This window comes from Sphingomonas panaciterrae (assembly GCF_036890205.1).
GTDB lineage: Bacteria > Pseudomonadota > Alphaproteobacteria > Sphingomonadales > Sphingomonadaceae > Sphingomonas > Sphingomonas panaciterrae.
Map to the genome: position 1 here is coordinate 209,116 of NZ_JAKNQR010000003.1, position 17,255 is coordinate 226,370.

The following is a 17,255-nucleotide window of genomic DNA, read 5'->3' on the forward strand; positions in this document are numbered from 1 at the left end:
GTCACCGCTTTTCCACGGCGTCGACCAACGGACCGCAACGCGAGGCCTTTTTCTCTTGGACTTGTACAATCACCGGCTCCGGCTGCACGCCGATCCGTCTCGCGTCGTGGTACGCCCGTTTCATATTTCGAGCACTGCCCTGAACGGGCAGGGGCAAAGCCGTGCGCAGCGCATGATCGACGAAGTGCTGGCGATGTCAGCGGTCGAGGCGAGCGAGCAATTGAGCCTTGTCCTGCGCGATTTCGAGGCGCGTCACTGGCAGACGCGGCGCGTGTTCCTGACCCGCTATCGCGAGATTGCGGAGACCCACGGGATCGACGACAGCGCGCTTGGCGACGAAAAGCGGCAGTTGATCGGTGCCTATTTCTGCCACGAATACAGCTATGCGGCCGCGGCGCTGATGAACCCCAGCGCCGTTCCACATTACGACCAGTCGGGCATGCCCGAAGGGTCGCAGCGCATCCTGATGAGCCTTCGCGCAGTGGGGGAGGGGCATATTTCCTCCGTCGCCTTCCGCGAAGGCATCATCACGGACGAGAATGAGCTGATCCTGGCGCCCGAGCCGCCCTTTGCCACGGCCGCGGATGCCTATGGCATCGATGGGCCGGAGATGCCGAGTGGCCCCGTGACCGTGCACCGTGATCGCGATTCGACGCTGTCCGGTACGGTGATCTTCCCGATTACCGAGGCACAGTCGAAGGGACTCGAGGACCTGCGGCTGGTGCATTTCACCCATGAGGATGGATCGCAGGAGTGGCTCGGCACCTATACCGCCTATAATGGCGCGAGAATTCAGTCGGAGCTGATGCGCACGCGCGATTTTCGCGCCTTCGATCTGGTGCCGATGACCGGGAGTGCGGCGCGCAACAAGGGAATCGCGCTGTTCCCGCGCACGGTGAACGGCGAATATCTGTCGATCGGGCGTCAGGACGGTGAGAACCTCTACCTGCTCCGTTCCGATCGGCTGGATCATTGGGACGACGGCGAACTGATCCTGACGCCGGTCTATCCTTGGGAGCTTGTGCAGATCGGCAATTGCGGTCCGCCGATCGAGGTCGATGAAGGCTGGCTCCTGCTCACCCATGGTGTGGGCGCGATGCGCAAATATTCGATCGGCGCCGCGCTGCTCGACAAGAACGATCCTTCCAAGGTGATCGGGCGCACGCGCGAGCCGATCCTGGCCGCTGCCGATCAGGATCGCGAGGGCTATGTGCCTAATGTCGTCTACACCTGTGGGGCGATGCGCCATGGGGACAAGCTGTTCATCCCCTATGGCATCGCCGACAGTTCGGTGGGCTTCGCCTTCGTCGAGATCGAGAAGCTGCTGTCGCTGATGTGAGTTGGCGGCTGCTTGCCGCAGGCCGGCGCGCTTTGCCACGGATTGGCGGATAATCCTGCTTCCTGGCAGTCGGTTAGCAGCCTGCTAGGCCTAAGTCATTGTATTTGCTTGTGCGGTGTAATTGGCACGGCGGCTGCAATGCGGCCGGTAATAGGCGGTTCGCCTGCATATGGACCGGAGCAGATATGATGACCGACGTTTCTTCGCGCGCAGCCCCCAAGGACAATCTGCTGGGCATCTGCAATGCGGTGGGAGAGGATTTCGGCTTCAACCCCTTGTGGTTGCGACTGGCGCTGGGTGCTTCGTTCGTGCTCCAGCCGGTCGCGATCGTCACCCTCTATTTCGTTCTGGGCGCCGGGGTGTTGATCTCGCGCATCCTGGTGCGGCCGCGGTTCGCTGTCGCTCCGCACGTGCCGGTGATCGCGCAGGATCAGGCGGCGCTGGAGGATGAGCAGCTATTCGCCAAGGCTGCCTGATCGCGGGTGGCGCGGCCGAGGAAGGCTCGGGCTGCGCCACTGCTCGTGATAGTCGACACGCCCGCCCTGACCGCTTAGGCCGACCGGCTTGAGGAAAGGGGTAGTCATGACGACAGCGTTGCGAGTGGCTTTGGCAGGATTGGGGACCGTCGGTGGCGGGGTGATCCGGGTGCTGGAGACCAATCGCGAGTTGATCGCGCGGCGCGCGGGCCGGCCGATCGAGATCGTTGCCGTGTCCGCCCGTGACCGCACCAAGGACCGCGGTGTTGATGTCAGCGGCTATGAGTGGGTGGACGATACCACCGCGCTTGCCCGCTGCGACGCGGATGTGGTGGTCGAACTGGTCGGCGGGGCCGATGGCCCGGCACTGGCGCTCGCCCGCGCGACGCTTGGCGGTGGCAAGGGGTTCGTGACCGCGAACAAGGCGATGCTTGCGCATCACGGTGCCGAACTGGCGGAGATGGCGGAGGCCGCGCGCGTTCCGTTGAAGTTCGAGGCCGCGGTGGCGGGCGGGATCCCTGTCATCAAGGGGCTGCGCGAGGGGATGGCCGCCAATGCGGTGTCGCGCGTCTATGGCATCCTCAACGGCACCTGCAATTTCATCCTGAGCAAGATGGAATCGGAAGGACGCGACTTTGGCGACGTGCTGGCCGATGCCCAGGCGCTCGGCTTTGCCGAATCCGATCCGTCCTTCGACATCGATGGCGTCGATGCCGCGCACAAATTGTCGATCCTTTCCACCATCGCCTTTGGCACGCGGCCGGCGTTCGCCGATGTTGCGATCGGCGGCATCCGAAACGTCACCGCGGCGGATGTCGCGGAGGCCGAGGCGCTTGGCTATCGGGTTCGGCTGGTCGGCATGGCGCAGGCCGATGCGAGCGGCCTGTTCCAGCGTGTCCATGCGCATCTCGTCCCGCACGCCCATCCGCTGGCGCATGTCACCGGTTCGACCAACGCCGTCGTTGCAGAGGGCAATTTCGTCGGTCGCCTGTTGTTCCAGGGTGCCGGCGCGGGCGACGGCCCGACGGCGAGCGCCGTCGTCGCTGACCTGATCGACATTGCGCGCGGCGAGGCCGGCCCGCCGTATGCGATGCCGGTCGCCGCGCTGGCCGAAGTCGCGCCCGCAGCCGCGGGGGCGCAACGTGGACGCGCCTATCTGCGCTTCGCGGTGGCTGATCGGGTCGGCGTGCTGGCGGAAATCGCCGCGGCGATGCGAGATGCCGGTGTCTCGATCGAGAGCCTGATTCAGCGCGCCGTGCCGGTTGAAGGCACCGCGCTGGTCGTGATCGTGACGCATGAAGCGCCTGATGCGCACATCGAAGCGGCGCTGGAGCGCCTACGGGGTTCGCAGAGCCTCGCCGGTGAGCCCTTGTGGATGCACATTCTCGATTGATCCACGCCGTTGGCGGGTAAAGCGGGACAGGCTGACGGTGCGTTCACCCGGATCGCGTCGGTTAAGGCTCGATCTGTCTGCTCTTTTGCTGTATTAAGGCAGCATGACAGCGCTGAGCAACGAAGACAGCCCGGTCTATATTCGACTGCGTGGCACGATCGCCGCCGCGATCCTGCGCGGCGATTATCGGGCCGGGGATCAATTGCCGTCGGTTCGAGCGCTTGCCGCCGAACATGGCGCGAACCCGCTGACGGTGGCCAAGGCCTATCAGTCGTTCCAGGACGCCGGCTATGTCGAGGTTCGGCGCGGAGTCGGTATGTTCGTGCTGCCGGGGGCGGCGGATCGACTGCGCGTGGCCGAGCGCGACATGTTCGTCACCCAGCAATGGCCGCGGATCCGAGCCTATATCGAGTTGCTGGATCTCGACCCCGCCGCACTGCTGGCCGATCAGGAGGTCTGAGCGCGCGCGCCTCTTGAGCGGTAAAGCGCCCAAGTCATCGGTGCCGGACAGCCGCCGGCACCCCCCACCCTCATCGGTTCTGCATCGCGTCCAGCAGCGACTTCACTTCCTGGCTGCGGCCGCGCGGCAGGATCAGGATGTTGTTGCCCGAGGCCACGACGATCAGGTCCTTGACGCCGACCATCGCAATGCGGGCACCGTCGGTGCGCACCATGCAGTTGGACGAATCGAGCGCGATCACCTCGCCGCGGATCGCATTCCCCGCCTCGTCGCACGTGCTGATCGAATGCAGCGCGTCCCAACTGCCGACGTCGTTCCATCCCATGGCGACGGGGACGACTGCGACCTGGTCGGATTTTTCCATCACGGCATAGTCGATCGACTGGTTGGGCGCGTCCGCAAAGGCCTGGGCGGCCGGTCGGATATGCGGGCCGGACCGTTCCCCCTCGGCCAGCGAACGACGGACAGCATCCAGCATGGCTGGTTCGAAACGGGCGAGCGCATCAAGATAGGCATCGGCCCGGAACAGGAAAATGCCGCCGTTCCACACATGGTCGCCCGAGGCGAGCATCGCTTCTGCCACATCGCGCGGCGGCTTCTCCACGAAACGGTCGACGCGGTGCACTCCTTCCGCAACGGGGGTGCCAACCTTGATATAGCCATAGCCCGTTTCCGGCGCATCGGGGGTGATGCCGAAAGTGACCAGCCAGCCCTCCTCCACCATCGGGCGTGCCGCCTCGATCGCGGCATGGAAGGCGGAGACGTCGTGGATCACATGGTCCGATGGCATGACCAGCAGCGGCGCGGCGCTATCGCTGGCGCATAGAGCGGCGAGCGCGATCGCAGGAGCAGTGTTTCGACCGAGCGGTTCAAGAATGACCGACTCCGGGCGGCACCCGATGGCGCTCAACTGACTGTCGATCATGTCGAGGTGGCGAACGTTCGCCACCACGATCGGGCAGGCGAACCGATCACCGACCGCGCGCAGTGCCGTCAGTTGCAGCATGGTCTGATCGGCGGTCAGGGGCAGCATCTGCTTGGGACGGTCCGACGTGGACATCGGCCATAAGCGCGTGCCCGATCCGCCAGACAGGATCACGGGAACGATTGGCGACATGCGCGCTGTTTCCTTTGCAGATGGTGATGGTACGCCGGTCAGGGGCGCGGCAGACGAACGGTAAGCGGAAGCTTCCCCTACGCTTCAATGCACATCCGGCGAAATCGATCCACGCGCTTCCGTATTCAGCCTTTCTTTGTCATTTGCTGCGACACGATCCTGTCGGATTTCCTTACACCGATCGGCGAGCGCGGGCATGATCAGGATTTTCAAACATTATGTGCCCAATGCGGTGGCGCTGGTCGGCCTGATCGACTTCGTCATCCTGCTGTTCGCGGCCGAACTCGGCTGGCTGGTGCGGACGGCGCAGCTGGACATGCTGCCAGGTGCCGTGACCACGCGCGTGCCAGCGCTTTTCGCTTTCGCGATGCCCTTGTTCGCGGCGATGGTGGCGGTTGGCGCCTATCATGCCGACGTCCTAGTCTCCGTCCGGCAGGCGGTCATGCGGCTGATCGTCGCCGTGTGCGTCGGCGTGATTTTCCTCAGCTTGCTCTATTTCTTCATGCCCTCGGTCAGCTTCTGGCGGTCGAGCCTGTTCTACGCCATGCTGTTCTCCATCGTTGGCCTCGTCGCGGCGCGGCTGCTTTTCCTGCGCATCCTGGGCGGCGAGCGCTTCCGCCGCCGGATCATCGTGCTGGGCGCCGGATCACGCGCGGCGCGCCTGCGACAGCTGGAACAGGCAAACGGCGCCAGCTTCGTCATTGCCGGCGTGGTTGCGATGAGCGAGGGGGCGCGGGAGGTGGAAGATGCCGTGTCGCGCGCCGATATCGCGAATCTCGCGGCCTTTGTGGTCGAGCGACGCGCGACGGAAGTGGTTCTTGCCATCGAGGAACGGCGGAAGGCGCTCCCGCTCAAGGATCTGCTGCGGGTCAAGACGACGGGCGTGCACGTCAGCGACTATTCCACCTTTCTCGAGCGCGAGACCGGTCGGATCGATCTGGCCAGCCTCAACCCGTCCTGGCTGATCTTTTCCGACGGCTTCTCGTCCGGGCGCATGTTGTCCGGCGTCGCCAAGCGCGCGTTCGACATTGTGGTGAGTTCGCTGCTGTTGCTGATCGCGGGGCCGCTTATCCTAGTGACCGCGCTGGCCATCCGGCTCGAGAGCCGCGGTCCGGCCTTCTATCGTCAGCGTCGGGTCGGCCTGTACAATGAGCCCTTTGACATCCCGAAGCTGCGCTCGATGCGGCAGGATGCCGAAGCCGCCGGCACCGCGGTCTGGGCGCAGGAGCGCGATCCGCGGGTGACGCGCATCGGCCGCTTCATCCGCAAGGTCCGGATCGACGAATTGCCGCAATGCTGGAGCGTGCTGAAGGGCGAGATGAGCTTCGTCGGCCCGCGCCCGGAGCGCCCGCAGTTCGTCGCCGAACTGGAACAGCAGCTGCCTTATTATGCCGAGCGTCACATGGTGAAACCGGGGATCACGGGCTGGGCGCAGATCAACTATCCCTATGGTGCCTCGATCGAGGATGCGCGGCATAAGCTGGAATATGACCTCTATTACGCCAAGAATTACTCCCCCTTCCTCGATCTGCTGATCCTGCTGCAAACCTTGCGGGTCGTCCTCTGGCCGTCGGGCGCCCGGTGAGCGGCCGCATCTCGGCCGCCCCGGCAGATAACTCGGCCTCGGCGAGTGCGTCCGCGGGTAAGGAGCGGCCAGCATTGTTGTGCGCCACCGCGGACCCCGCGGGGTTCGAGCCGGTGATCGGCGCGCTCGCATCCTGGCCAGTTCACCTTGGGACGACGGGTGCGTGTTCGGTCGAGCTGGTAGCGACGACGCCGACCGGCGTCGCGGTCATCGACGGCGCGTTGCTGGAGGCTGGTGATGACGCTGGCGATCCCGAGTTGATCGCCGCGCTTCTTCAAGCGCGTCCGACGTTGAAGGTCATCGTGATCTGCCGGGCCGGGTCGTACGCGGCCGCGCAGGCGGCGGTCGCGGCCGGAGCGTGGGACGTGTGCTATCTGCCGATTGATCCGCAGGCGCTTCGCCAGATCGTCGCGCGTGCGTTTGATGTTCACGCGCTTCACGCGGCGGCGTCCGCCGGAGCGGGCGGGGGAGAGGAGGCTGGTGGTGACAGCGGTGTGATCACTGCTGCCCCCGAAATGACGCAGGTACTGAGGACGGTGAGCCGTATCGCACGCACCGACGTGTCGGTTCTGCTGTCGGGTGCGAGCGGCACGGGGAAGGAATTGCTGGCGCTGCACCTCCATGCCGCCTCGCCGCGTGCCGAGGGTGCCTTTGTCGCGATCAACTGCGCCGCGATTCCCGACACGTTGCTGGAAAGCGAGCTCTTCGGCCACGAAAAGGGTGCGTTCACCGGCGCGATCCGTACGATGCCGGGTAAGATCGAGCAGGCGGCGGGCGGGACGCTGTTCCTGGACGAGATTGGCGATGTGCCGCTGCCGTTGCAGGTCAAGCTGCTCCGCTTCCTTCAGGAACATGCGATCGAGCGGATCGGCGGACGGCGCCCTATCCTGGTCGACACGCGGATCGTTTGCGCCACCCACCGCGACATCGACCAGATGGTCGCCGACGGCCAGTTCCGGGAGGATTTATATTATCGGCTGGCACAGATCGTCGTGGCGATCCCGCCGCTGGCGAAGCGGCCGGGCGATGCCCTGTTGCTCGCGCGGCATTTCGTGGCAAAGTTCGCGCCCGTGATGAATCCAGCGGTACGCGGGCTCGCCGCCGACGCCATTGCGGCGATCGATGCCCATGACTGGCCGGGCAATGTGCGCGAGCTTGAGAACCGGATCAAACGTGCCATCATCATGGCTGACGCGCGTCTGATCACGTCGGCGGACCTGGACCTGGTCAAAGGGGCCGAGCGGCCGACCAGCCTGCGCGCCGCGCGCGAGGCGGCCGATCGCGGTGCCATCCGCCGGGCGCTGGCACGTACCGAAGGCAACATCTCGCAAACCGCGAGGCTGCTGGGCGTCAGCCGCCCGACATTGTACGACCTGCTGAAGAGCTACGACCTGCATGCATGAAGTGAGCGCACGCTATCCCATGCTGCGCCGGCGGCGGCGCAGGTCGACGGGCACGCGAAGCCGCGTACGTGTTGTCTCGCGTCGCGTGGTCGCGGTGCTGCTGCTTGCGGCGCTGGTGCTGGGCGGGCTTGTCATGCTTGCCCGGCGGGCGAGTGCTCCCGATCCGGCGCGCGCCTATGCGGACGGCATCGCGGCCCTCAAGCGCGGCAATTACAGCGCGGCGCGAAACCACGCGCTCGTCGCGGTGACCGGAAGCGAGCAAGCCCGTTCCAACGTGCTGCTCGGCCAGGTCGACCTGCTGATGGAAAGCGGGGCGGCCGCAGAGGCCGCGTTCAGCCGCGCAGTTTCGGCCGGAATGCCCGCCGGGCAGGTGAGGCATCTGTTTGCGGAAGCCTATCTGCTGCAGGGGGATGCCGATCGCGCGTTGGCAACCGCGGGCCGGGTCGCGGGAGCGTTCGCGGCAGACGGACAGCGGGTTCGCGCCCGCGCGCTGGCCGCCAATGGCGATCCCGCCGCGGCAAGCGCGCTGCTGATCGCCGTGACTCGTGCCAATCCCCGCGACAGCAAGGCCTTTGGCGATCTGGCCCGCCTGCGCATGGATGCGGGCGATGTCCTTGGCGCCGAAGCGGCGGCCCGGGCGGCGTTGACGATCGATCCATCGAACCTGAGCGCGATCGTGACGGCCGGGCAAGTGATCCGCAGCCGATATGGTCTGGTGGCGGCCCTGCCGTGGTTTGCCCGCGCGCTGGAGGCCGACGCTTATTATTATCCGGCACTGATCGAATATGCCGCCACGGCCGGAGACGCCGGGCGCTATGCCATCATGCTCGAGGCGAGCAGGAAGGCGCTGGCAGCGCGGCCCGGCAACGTCCCGGCCCTGTACCTGCAGGCGGTGCTTGCCGCGCGGGCGGGCAAGCGTGACCTGGCGCGCGCCATGCTGTCGAAGATCGGCGATGCCGGCGTCGAGGTGCCCGGGGTGGTCATGCTGGCGGGGCTGCTGGCGTATGCCGATGGTGCGTATGAGCAGGCCGTCGTCAGTTTTCGGGAGATCGTCGGCCGGCAGCCGATGAACCTTGTCGCGCGGCGCCTGCTCGGCGCCTCGTTGTTGCGTTCCGGTGACGTGCGCGGTGCGCTTGATATCCTGCGGCCGATGGCGCTGCGCGCGGATGCGGACAGCTACACATTGATGCTGGTCGCCAGAGCCTTCGAGGCGAACGGGGAACGTGACTGGGCCGCTCGCTACCTGGATCGTGCGAGCCGCCCGACGATCGGCGAACCGGCGCCGTTCGCGAGCGATACAGGGGTGGCTGCGGCGGCGGCGGCGGTGGCGCGCGAGCCTGAAGACCCCGCCTTGGCGGTGACATATGTGCGCAGCCTGCTGGAGGAGGGCGACCCCGGCGCGGCAGTGCGCGCGGCGGAGGCGGTGGCCAATGTGTCGCCGGGTGCGGCCGACGCCCAATCGCTGGCGGGGGACGCCCGCGCCGCGACGAACCAATGGGCGGCGGCAATGGAGCGGTACCGACTGGCCGCTGACCTGAGGTTCGACGGCCCGGTCTTGCTCCGCCTGTCGGAGGCGACCGCGCGCACCGGCCGGCTGCGTGACGGCGCGGCGGCGCTGACCTTGTACCTGTCGCAAAATCCGCAGGCGCTGCCGGCCTATCGCCTGCTGGCGAACCTGCAGGTGGCAAGCGGTGAGTGGGAGTCGGCCGTCGCCACGCTGGAGACGCTGCGCGGTGCGGGCGCGCAACGCGACGCGTTCGTCCTGGCGCAACTGGCGCGCGCCCATACCGAGGCGGGCGACCCAAGGACCGGATTATCCTTTGCCCGGCGCGCCTACGCCTTGTTGCCGATGAATCCCGGCGTTGCCGATGCCTATGGCTGGGCGCTGTACGAGACCGGCGACCTGGAGGGGGCGGGGCAATTGTTGGCCAAGGCGGTGGCGCTCGCACCCGATGCGCCGGAGGTCCGCTGGCATCAGGCGCAGGTGCTGGCGGAGGCGGGCGACAAGGCGGCGGCGCAGCGGCTGCTGCGGCAGCTGCTCGGAGACGCCCGCTTTTCGCAGCGCGCCGCGGCGCAGGCGCTGCTGCGGGCGATCAGCGGCTGAGCGACGCGGCATTGCGCCGCCAACGCGGCGATCGTAGCAGCGGGCAGATGGACGACCTTGCCCGCATTGCCGCTGCGCTGGAGCGGTTGGCGCCCGCGCCGCCGGCCGGTGCCGATCCGCTGGCGCATCCTGCCTATGTGTGGCGCCAGAACGTGCTGGTGGCGGCAAGGGCCTTTGCGCCACTGTCGCTCGACCTGCTGCACGGGGTGGAGGCGCAGAAGGATGCGCTGCTGACGAACCTGGAACGACTGGCGGCCGGCCATGCGGCGCAGGACGTGCTGCTGTGGGGCGCGCGCGGCACGGGCAAGTCGGCACTGGTGAAATCGGTGGTTGGCGCGGTGCAAGGCGCCGGCGGGGCGCTGGCGATCGTCGAGGTCGCGGCCGACCGCCTCGACAGCTTGCCGCAGCTGTTCGACGCGATCGCTGGCGTGCCGCGTGCCTTCGTCCTGTTCCTCGACGATCTGGGCTTCGATGCCGCGGCGGATGCGCGCACGTTGCGATCGTTGCTGGAGGGCGGGGCGGAGGCGCGGCCGGCAAATGCGCGGCTGGTCGTCACGTCAAACCGGCGCCACCTGATCCCGCGCGACATCCACGAACAGGAAAGCGCCATCAACCCGCGTGATGCGGTGGACGATCACCTGGCGCTGGCCGATCGCTTCGGCCTGAGCCTTGGTTTTCACGTGGTCGACCAGCCGCTCTATCTCGAGATCGTGCGTAGCTATGCCGAGCGCTACGACCTGCCGTTCGAGCCGCAGGATGCGCTTTTGTGGGCGACGAAACGCGGCAGCCGGTCGGGCCGCGTCGCCTGGCAATATGTGGTCGACCTTGCCGGGCGCGCGGGGAAGTCGGTCTAGGCCAGCCCCTCGACCATCTCGGCGAGTTCGAGCCAGCGCATCTCGGCCGCGTCCTTTTCATCACGGGCGGCGGCGATGGCCTTCATGAGCGCGTCGAAGCGGGCGGGATCGCGGGTGTAGAGCGCGGGATCGGCGAGCAGCGCCTCGTCGCGCGCGATCGCGGCATCGAGCGCCTCGATGCGCGCCGGCAGCTGATCGAAATCGCGCTGGTCCTTGTAGCTGAGCTTAGTGCGGGCTGGCGGCGGGGCGGCCGGTGCGGGCGCGGATTTCGCCGCGGCCTTGCGCGCGGGCTCGGTACGGACGGCGCGCTGGCGCTCCCAATCCTCATAGCCGCCGGCGACGATATCGACCTTGCCCGAGCCGTCGAGGCCGAGCGTGACCGTGACGGTGCGATCGAGGAAGTCGCGGTCGTGGCTGACGATCAGCACCGTGCCGTCATAGTCGCCGATCACCTCCTGCAAGAGATCGAGCGTTTCGAGGTCGAGATCGTTGGTCGGCTCGTCAAGGACGAGGAGGTTCGAGTGGCGGGCGAATTCGCGCGCGAGCAGCAGGCGCGAGCGTTCGCCGCCCGACAGCGAGGCGATCTTCGCCTCGGCGAGGCTCGGATCGAACAGGAATTCCTTGAGATAGCCGTGGATGTGCTTCTTGGTGCCGAGGACGTCGATCCAGTCGCCGCCGTCGGCCAGCACCTCGCGCACCGTCTTCTCGGGCGCCATCAGCTTGCGCTGCTGATCGATGATGATGCCGTCGAGCGTCTTGGCGAGCTTAACGGTGCCGCTGTCGGGTGCGAGCTCTCCGGTGAGGAGACGCAGCAGCGTGGTCTTGCCCGCGCCGTTGCGGCCGACGATGCCGATCCGGTCGCCGCGGGTCACCCGGAAGGTGAAGTCGCGGATGATCGTGCGGCCGTCATATTCCTTGGTGACGTGCTCCGCGTCGATGACGACCTTGGTCTTGTTGTCATCATGCCCCATGGCGAGGGCGGCGGCGCCCTGCGGGCCGATCATCGCGGCGCGGGCGGCGCGCATTTCCTTCAATTTGGTCAGGCGGCCCTGGTTGCGGCGGCGGCGGCCGGTGACACCGCGCAGCAGCCAATGTTCCTCCAGCTTGAGGCGGGCGTCGAGCCGTTCGGCGGCGCGCTGCTCCTCGGCATAGACCTGTTCGGTCCAGGCATCGAAGCCGCCGAAGCCGACCTCGGCACGGCGCAAATTGCCGCGATCGAGCCACAGCGTCTGCTTGGTCAGGCGGGTGAGGAAGGTACGGTCGTGGCTTATGACGACGAAGGCGCCGCGGTAGCGGTTCAGCCATTCCTCCAGCCATTCGATCGCGCCGATGTCGAGATGGTTGGTCGGCTCGTCGAGCAGCAGCACGTCGGGATCCTGCGCCAGCGCGCGGACGATGGCGGCGCGGCGGCGCTCGCCGCCCGAGGCGGTGGCGGCCTCGCGCGAGAGATCGATGCCGAGCTGGTCGGCGATCGCATCCGCCTCGAAATGCTGAGGGGCGTCGTCGCCTGACAGGACGTAGTCGGCGAGCGTGGCGAAGCCGGCGAGGTTCGGATCCTGTTCGAGCAGGACGACGCGGGTGCCCGGCACGATGGTGCGGCGGCCCTCGTCGCTGTCGATCGTGCCGGCGATGAGCTTCAGCAGCGTCGTCTTGCCGGCGCCGTTGCGGCCTATCAGCGCCAGCCGATCACGCGGCCCGACATAGAAATTGAGGTGGCGGAACAACCAGCCGGCGCCCTGGATGAGGCCAAGGTCTTCGTACGCGAGAATAGGGGCTGCCATGAGGGCGGCAGATAGGGGGCCGGGGGCGATGCGCCAAGCGCGCAATGGCCGCGCGGGCATAGTTATGATGGCTGGAGGTATTGCACGCAAAAGCTGGGCTGTCTGGCGTCCGCCGCGTGCCTCTGCCACGGGGGCGACATGAAGATCCGCGATTTCCTGCTCCTCGTCCTCATCTGTCTGGTCTGGGGATACAGCAATGTATTGAGCAAGATCGTGGTCGGGAATTGGGCGGTACCGCCCTTGTTCTTTGCGGCGATCCGCTTCCTGGTGGTGATCGCGGCGACCCTGCCATGGCTGCTGCCGATGCCGCGGCCGCGCTGGCGGATCGTGGTGATCGGGATCCTGATGGGGGCGGGCAACTTCGCTTTGCTGTTCATCGGGCTGCAGACCGCGTCGCCAAGTGCCGCAGCGGTGGTGATCCAGATCGGCGTGCCGTTCACGACATTGCTGTCGATCGTGATGCTGGGTGAGCGAATCCACTGGCGCCGCGGGCTGGGCATCGCGCTGACGCTGGCCGGCGTGCTGCTGGTGGTGTGGAATCCCGATGGGATCGATCTCTCCGCCGGGCTGTGGTTCGTCGTCGGCGCGGCGTTCACCGGATCGCTGGGCGCGGTGCTGATGAAGCAGGTGGAGGACGTGGCGCCGCTGCGCTTCCAGGCGTGGGTGGGGCTGGTTTCCTTCCTGCCGCTGGCGGTGGCGTCAGCCGTGTTCGAGGAGGGGCAATGGACGAGCGCCGTTGCGGTCGGCTGGCCGTTCGTCGGCGCGGTGCTGTTTGCCGCGTTGGTCGTGTCGGTGCTGGGACACACCAGCTATTACGGGCTGATCCGCCGTTATGAAGCCAATTTGCTGGCGCCGCTGACGCTGATGACGCCGCTGTTCACCATTGCCTTCGGAGTCGCGCTGACCGGGGACAAGCTGGACATGCGGATGATCGCCGGGGCGATGCTCGCGCTGGCGGGGGTGCTGGTGGTGGCGCTGCGATCGAAGAAGGCGACGCAGTTGCTGGCGGAGCGGGAGCAGGCCTGAGGAACCTGCCGCTCGCAGGGGTGCGGATAAGAAAAGGGCCGGGACGCTGGTGCGCTCCGGCCCTTTCTTTTTGGTCGGGTGGCAGCGGCGGGGCCGCTGCGGATCCGATGTCGTGCCCGGGGCGGCGGGTGCCGCCCCGGTCCGAAATCAGAAGTCCATGCCGCCCATGCCGCCGCCCGGCATTGCCGGCATTGCGGGCTTGTCTTCCGGCAGCTCGGAAACGGTCGCCTCGGTGGTGATGAGGAGACCCGCCACCGATGCGGCGTTCTGAAGCGCGGTACGAACGACCTTGGTCGGGTCGATCACGCCGGCCGCAACCAGGTTCTCGTAGGTGTCGGTCGCAGCGTTGAAGCCGAACGCGGTGTCGCTCTGGTCGAGCAGCTTGCCCGAGACGACGGCGCCGTCCTGGCCAGCGTTCTGCGCGATCTGACGCACCAGCGCGGTGAGCGACTTGCGAACGATGTCGACGCCGCGCGTCTGATCGTCATTGTCGCCCTTCAGGCCTTCGAGTGCCTTGGTCGCGTACAGCAGCGCCGTGCCGCCGCCCGGAACGATGCCCTCTTCGACGGCAGCGCGGGTTGCGTGCAGCGCGTCGTCAACACGGTCCTTGCGCTCCTTCACCTCGACCTCGGTCGCACCGCCGACCTTGATCACGGCAACGCCGCCAGCGAGCTTCGCGAGACGCTCCTGGAGCTTCTCACGGTCGTAGTCGGACGTGGTGACTTCGATCTGCTGACGGATCGCCTCGGTGCGGCCCTTGATCGCTTCGGCATCACCGGCGCCATCGACGATGGTGGTGTTGTCCTTGTCGATCGTGACGCGCTTGGCGGTGCCGAGCATGCCGAGCGTGACGGTCTCGAGCTTGATGCCGAGATCCTCGGAGACGACTTCGCCCTTGGTGAGGATCGCGATATCCTCGAGCATCGCCTTGCGACGATCGCCGAAGCCCGGTGCCTTGACCGCTGCGACCTTCAGGCCGCCGCGCAGCTTGTTGACGACGAGCGTGGCCAGAGCCTCGCCCTCGATGTCCTCGGCGATGATGAGGAGCGGACGGCCCGACTGCACAACCGCCTCGAGGATCGGAAGCATCGACTGCAGGTTCGACAGCTTCTTCTCGTGGATCAGGATGTACGGGTCGTTCAGTTCGACCTGCATCTTTTCCGGGTTGGTGATGAAGTACGGCGACAGATAGCCGCGGTCGAACTGCATACCCTCGACGACGTCGAGCTCGAATTCGAGACCCTTCGCCTCTTCGACGGTGATCACGCCTTCCTTGCCGACCTTCTCCATGGCCTCGGCGATCTTCTCGCCGACTTCACGGTCGCCGTTCGCGGAGATGATGCCGACCTGGGCAACTTCCTGCGAACCCGAGACGGGCTTGGAGCGCGCCTTGATGTCGTCGACGACCTTGTGGACGGCGAGGTCGATGCCGCGCTTCAGGTCCATCGGGTTCATGCCGGCTGCAACCGACTTCATGCCCTCGCGGACGATCGCCTGGGCGAGAACGGTCGCGGTGGTGGTGCCGTCACCGGCGATGTCGTTGGTCTTCGAGGCCACTTCGCGCACCATCTGGGCGCCCATGTTCTCGAACTTGTCCTTGAGCTCGATTTCCTTGGCGACCGACACACCGTCCTTGGTGATGCGGGGCGCGCCGAAGCTCTTGTCGATAACGACGTTGCGACCCTTCGGGCCGAGCGTCACCTTCACCGCGTCGGCGAGGATGTCGACACCCTTGAGGATGCGCTCGCGTGCGTCGCGGCCGAATTTCACGTCCTTGGCTGCCATGTGGCTACCCTTTCAAATGAACGAATGTTGAGAGAAGTGCAGGTACGAACGATCGCTCAGGCGATGATGCCGAGGATGTCCGATTCCTTCATGATCAGCAGGTCTTCGCCGTTGACGCGGACCTCGGTGCCCGACCACTTGCCGAACAGGACGCGATCACCGGCCTTGACGTCGAGCGGGGTAACCTTGCCATCCTCGGCCTTGGCGCCAGCACCGGCGGCGACGACTTCGCCCTCCTGCGGCTTTTCCTTGGCGGTGTCCGGAATGATGATGCCGCCAGCGGTCTTTTCCTCGGCCTCGACGCGGCGCACGAGCACGCGGTCGTGCAGCGGACGGAAGTTCATGCGGATTCCCTCTCTTTGAGCGGAGTATGACAGTTCGTTGGCACTCCCCTGATGCGAGTGCCAGCCGGGGGGATATGTGGACGAGCCCAGGCACCGTCAACGGGGCCGATCACAATTTTTTGGAACTATCCGTCAGACCGTGCGTGGCAGCAGGCCAAGGCGTGCGCGGGCGTGCCAGCGCCACATCAGGAGGATCGAAACGACGAGCAACCCGACGGCCAGGCCAAGCCACACGCCGACGCCCGCCAGGCCGAAGTAGAAGCCCAGCAGCCCTGAGGTGCCGAAGCCGATCACCCAATAGCCGAACAGCGCGATGATCATCGGCACGCGCGTATCCTGCAGCCCGCGCAGCACGCCGGCGGCCACGGCCTGCGCGCCGTCGACCAGCTGGAACATGGCGGCCACCGCCAGGAACTTCACCGCCAGCGCGACCACCGCCGCGTTCTGCGGCGCGTCGACGTCGATATAGGCGCTGACGAACAGCCGGGGGGTGAGCCAGATTGCCGCCGCGGTAAGGCCCATGAAGCCGATGCCAAGAATGAGCGCGACGCGGCCGGCACGCGCGATCCATGCGGCGTCTGCCGCGCCATAGGCCATGCCGACGCGAATGGTCGCGGCCTGCGCGATGCCGAACGGTACCTGGAACGCGATCGCGGCGATGTTCAGCGCGACCGCATGGGCCGCGACGGAATCGACGCCGATCAGGCCCATCAGGATCGCCGCCCCGCCGAACAGCGCGCCTTCAAAGGTCCAGGTCAGCATGATCGGTACGCCAAGGCGGACGATCTCGCGGAAGCGCGACCATTCGGTGACCCACCAGCGACCGAACAGGCGATAGCGCCGCAGCCGCGGGTCGAAGAAAAGGATGGCGACATAGGCCAGCGCCATCGCGACAAGGCTGATGACGCTGGCCCAGGCAGATCCTTCGAGGCCAAGCGCCGGCGCGCCGAGGTTGCCGAACACCAGCATCCAATTGGCCAGGATGCTGACGCCAAGCGCCAGCCCGGTGACCACAAAGGCCCAGCCGGGCCGGCCGAGCGCGGCGGCAGCGGTGCGCATCACGCCAGCGGCGACGCCGGCGGGAATGGCCAGCAGGATGATGTCGAGGAAGCTGCCGGCGCGACGCGACACCTCTGGATCCTGGCCGAACAGCAGCAGCACCGTTTCACCATGGGCGAGGAGGAGGATGACGGGCACGCAGCCGGCGGCACCGACCCAGAACGCCATGCGCACGCTGCGCCGCACCTCACGCACCGCGTGGCGGCGACGGCCGAGTTCGGCCGCGATCAGGGGCGCGGCGGCGCTGGTCAGGCCGATCAGCGCGTACATGCACAGGTTGAAGAGAAAGACGCCAAGGGTGGCGGCGGCGAGATCGAGGGTGCCGAGACGTGCGACGAAGATCACGTCGACCGCGCTGACCGCCATCTGCAGAAGGTTCGCACCGACCAGCGGCCCGGCAAGCCGGACCAGCGCCGACATTTCCGCACGATCGCTGGCGGGGCGAGTCTCGGTCAGCGGAGGATTGGCGGCGATCTCCATGATGATCGCGCGTTAGGCCGCTTTTCGGTCAAGTGAAAGGCAGCGGGCG

14 protein-coding genes are annotated in these 17,255 nt (G+C 66.7%); 9 read left to right on the plus strand and 5 right to left on the minus strand.

Annotation, left to right across the window (positions count from 1 at the left end):
• Window positions 1–55: 55 nt before the first annotated feature.
• The 4 genes from L8F96_RS11085 to L8F96_RS11100 all read left to right on the plus strand — a co-directional run bounded on the left by L8F96_RS11085 (window position 56) and on the right by L8F96_RS11100 (window position 3,668).
• On the plus strand, window positions 56–1,339 hold the full coding sequence (locus L8F96_RS11085; RefSeq protein WP_046408423.1) for a glycoside hydrolase family 130 protein: 1,284 nt from the start codon (window positions 56–58) through the stop codon (window positions 1,337–1,339).
• A 188-nt stretch (window positions 1,340–1,527) separates the two neighbouring features.
• Window positions 1,528–1,815 (plus strand): PspC domain-containing protein, encoded by a 288-nt coding sequence (locus L8F96_RS11090; protein WP_125945193.1) that lies wholly within the window; start codon window positions 1,528–1,530, stop codon window positions 1,813–1,815.
• A gap of 106 nt (window positions 1,816–1,921) precedes the next feature.
• On the plus strand, window positions 1,922–3,208 hold the full coding sequence (locus L8F96_RS11095; RefSeq protein WP_125945194.1) for a homoserine dehydrogenase: 1,287 nt from the start codon (window positions 1,922–1,924) through the stop codon (window positions 3,206–3,208).
• A 103-nt stretch (window positions 3,209–3,311) separates the two neighbouring features.
• Complete coding sequence (locus tag L8F96_RS11100) at window positions 3,312–3,668, plus strand: GntR family transcriptional regulator (protein WP_046408419.1); 357 nt, start codon at window positions 3,312–3,314, stop codon at window positions 3,666–3,668.
• 70 nt (window positions 3,669–3,738) lie between these two features.
• On the opposite strand, the gene L8F96_RS11105 is transcribed toward L8F96_RS11100, so the two are convergent.
• Complete coding sequence (locus L8F96_RS11105) at window positions 3,739–4,785, minus strand: mannose-1-phosphate guanylyltransferase/mannose-6-phosphate isomerase (RefSeq protein ID WP_334656014.1); 1,047 nt, start codon at window positions 4,783–4,785, stop codon at window positions 3,739–3,741.
• A gap of 196 nt (window positions 4,786–4,981) precedes the next feature.
• Between L8F96_RS11105 and L8F96_RS11110 the strand changes: the two genes are divergently transcribed.
• From L8F96_RS11110 to L8F96_RS11125, 4 genes are all read left to right on the plus strand, one after another.
• Window positions 4,982–6,370 (plus strand): TIGR03013 family XrtA/PEP-CTERM system glycosyltransferase, encoded by a 1,389-nt coding sequence (locus tag L8F96_RS11110; RefSeq protein WP_145120516.1) that lies wholly within the window; start codon window positions 4,982–4,984, stop codon window positions 6,368–6,370.
• Between the two features lie 77 nt (window positions 6,371–6,447).
• The gene (locus L8F96_RS11115; protein WP_334656015.1) at window positions 6,448–7,773 is read left to right on the plus strand and encodes a sigma-54 interaction domain-containing protein; all 1,326 of its coding nucleotides are present in this window, start codon (window positions 6,448–6,450) and stop codon (window positions 7,771–7,773) included.
• Window positions 7,766–9,877 carry a tetratricopeptide repeat protein gene (locus L8F96_RS11120; RefSeq protein WP_334656016.1) on the plus strand — a complete coding sequence of 704 codons (2,112 nt, stop codon included), beginning with the start codon at window positions 7,766–7,768 and terminating at the stop codon, window positions 9,875–9,877. The genes L8F96_RS11115 and L8F96_RS11120 overlap by 8 nt, the downstream gene beginning before the upstream one ends.
• A 47-nt stretch (window positions 9,878–9,924) precedes the next feature.
• The gene (locus L8F96_RS11125; protein ID WP_334656017.1) at window positions 9,925–10,731 is read left to right on the plus strand and encodes an ATP-binding protein; all 807 of its coding nucleotides are present in this window, start codon (window positions 9,925–9,927) and stop codon (window positions 10,729–10,731) included.
• Here the strand turns inward: L8F96_RS11125 and L8F96_RS11130 are convergent.
• Window positions 10,728–12,512 (minus strand): ABC-F family ATP-binding cassette domain-containing protein, encoded by a 1,785-nt coding sequence (locus L8F96_RS11130; RefSeq protein ID WP_296219374.1) that lies wholly within the window; start codon window positions 12,510–12,512, stop codon window positions 10,728–10,730. The two genes, L8F96_RS11125 and L8F96_RS11130, sit on opposite strands and share 4 nt — an antisense overlap.
• Before the next feature lie 138 nt (window positions 12,513–12,650).
• On the opposite strand from L8F96_RS11130, the gene L8F96_RS11135 reads away from it, so the two are divergent.
• Window positions 12,651–13,538, plus strand: coding sequence for a DMT family transporter (locus L8F96_RS11135; RefSeq protein WP_046408413.1), 888 nt, complete (start codon window positions 12,651–12,653; stop codon window positions 13,536–13,538).
• Between the two features lie 147 nt (window positions 13,539–13,685).
• Here L8F96_RS11135 and groL read toward each other — a convergent pair whose 3' ends face one another.
• From groL to L8F96_RS11150, 3 genes are all read right to left on the minus strand, one after another.
• Complete coding sequence (groL, locus tag L8F96_RS11140; RefSeq protein WP_046408412.1) at window positions 13,686–15,323, minus strand: chaperonin GroEL; 1,638 nt, start codon at window positions 15,321–15,323, stop codon at window positions 13,686–13,688.
• 56 nt (window positions 15,324–15,379) lie between these two features.
• The gene (gene groES, locus L8F96_RS11145) at window positions 15,380–15,667 is read right to left on the minus strand and encodes a co-chaperone GroES (protein ID WP_046408410.1); all 288 of its coding nucleotides are present in this window, start codon (window positions 15,665–15,667) and stop codon (window positions 15,380–15,382) included.
• A gap of 132 nt (window positions 15,668–15,799) precedes the next feature.
• Window positions 15,800–17,206 (minus strand): MATE family efflux transporter, encoded by a 1,407-nt coding sequence (locus L8F96_RS11150; RefSeq protein WP_296220643.1) that lies wholly within the window; start codon window positions 17,204–17,206, stop codon window positions 15,800–15,802.
• Between the last annotated feature and the right edge of the window lie 49 nt (window positions 17,207–17,255).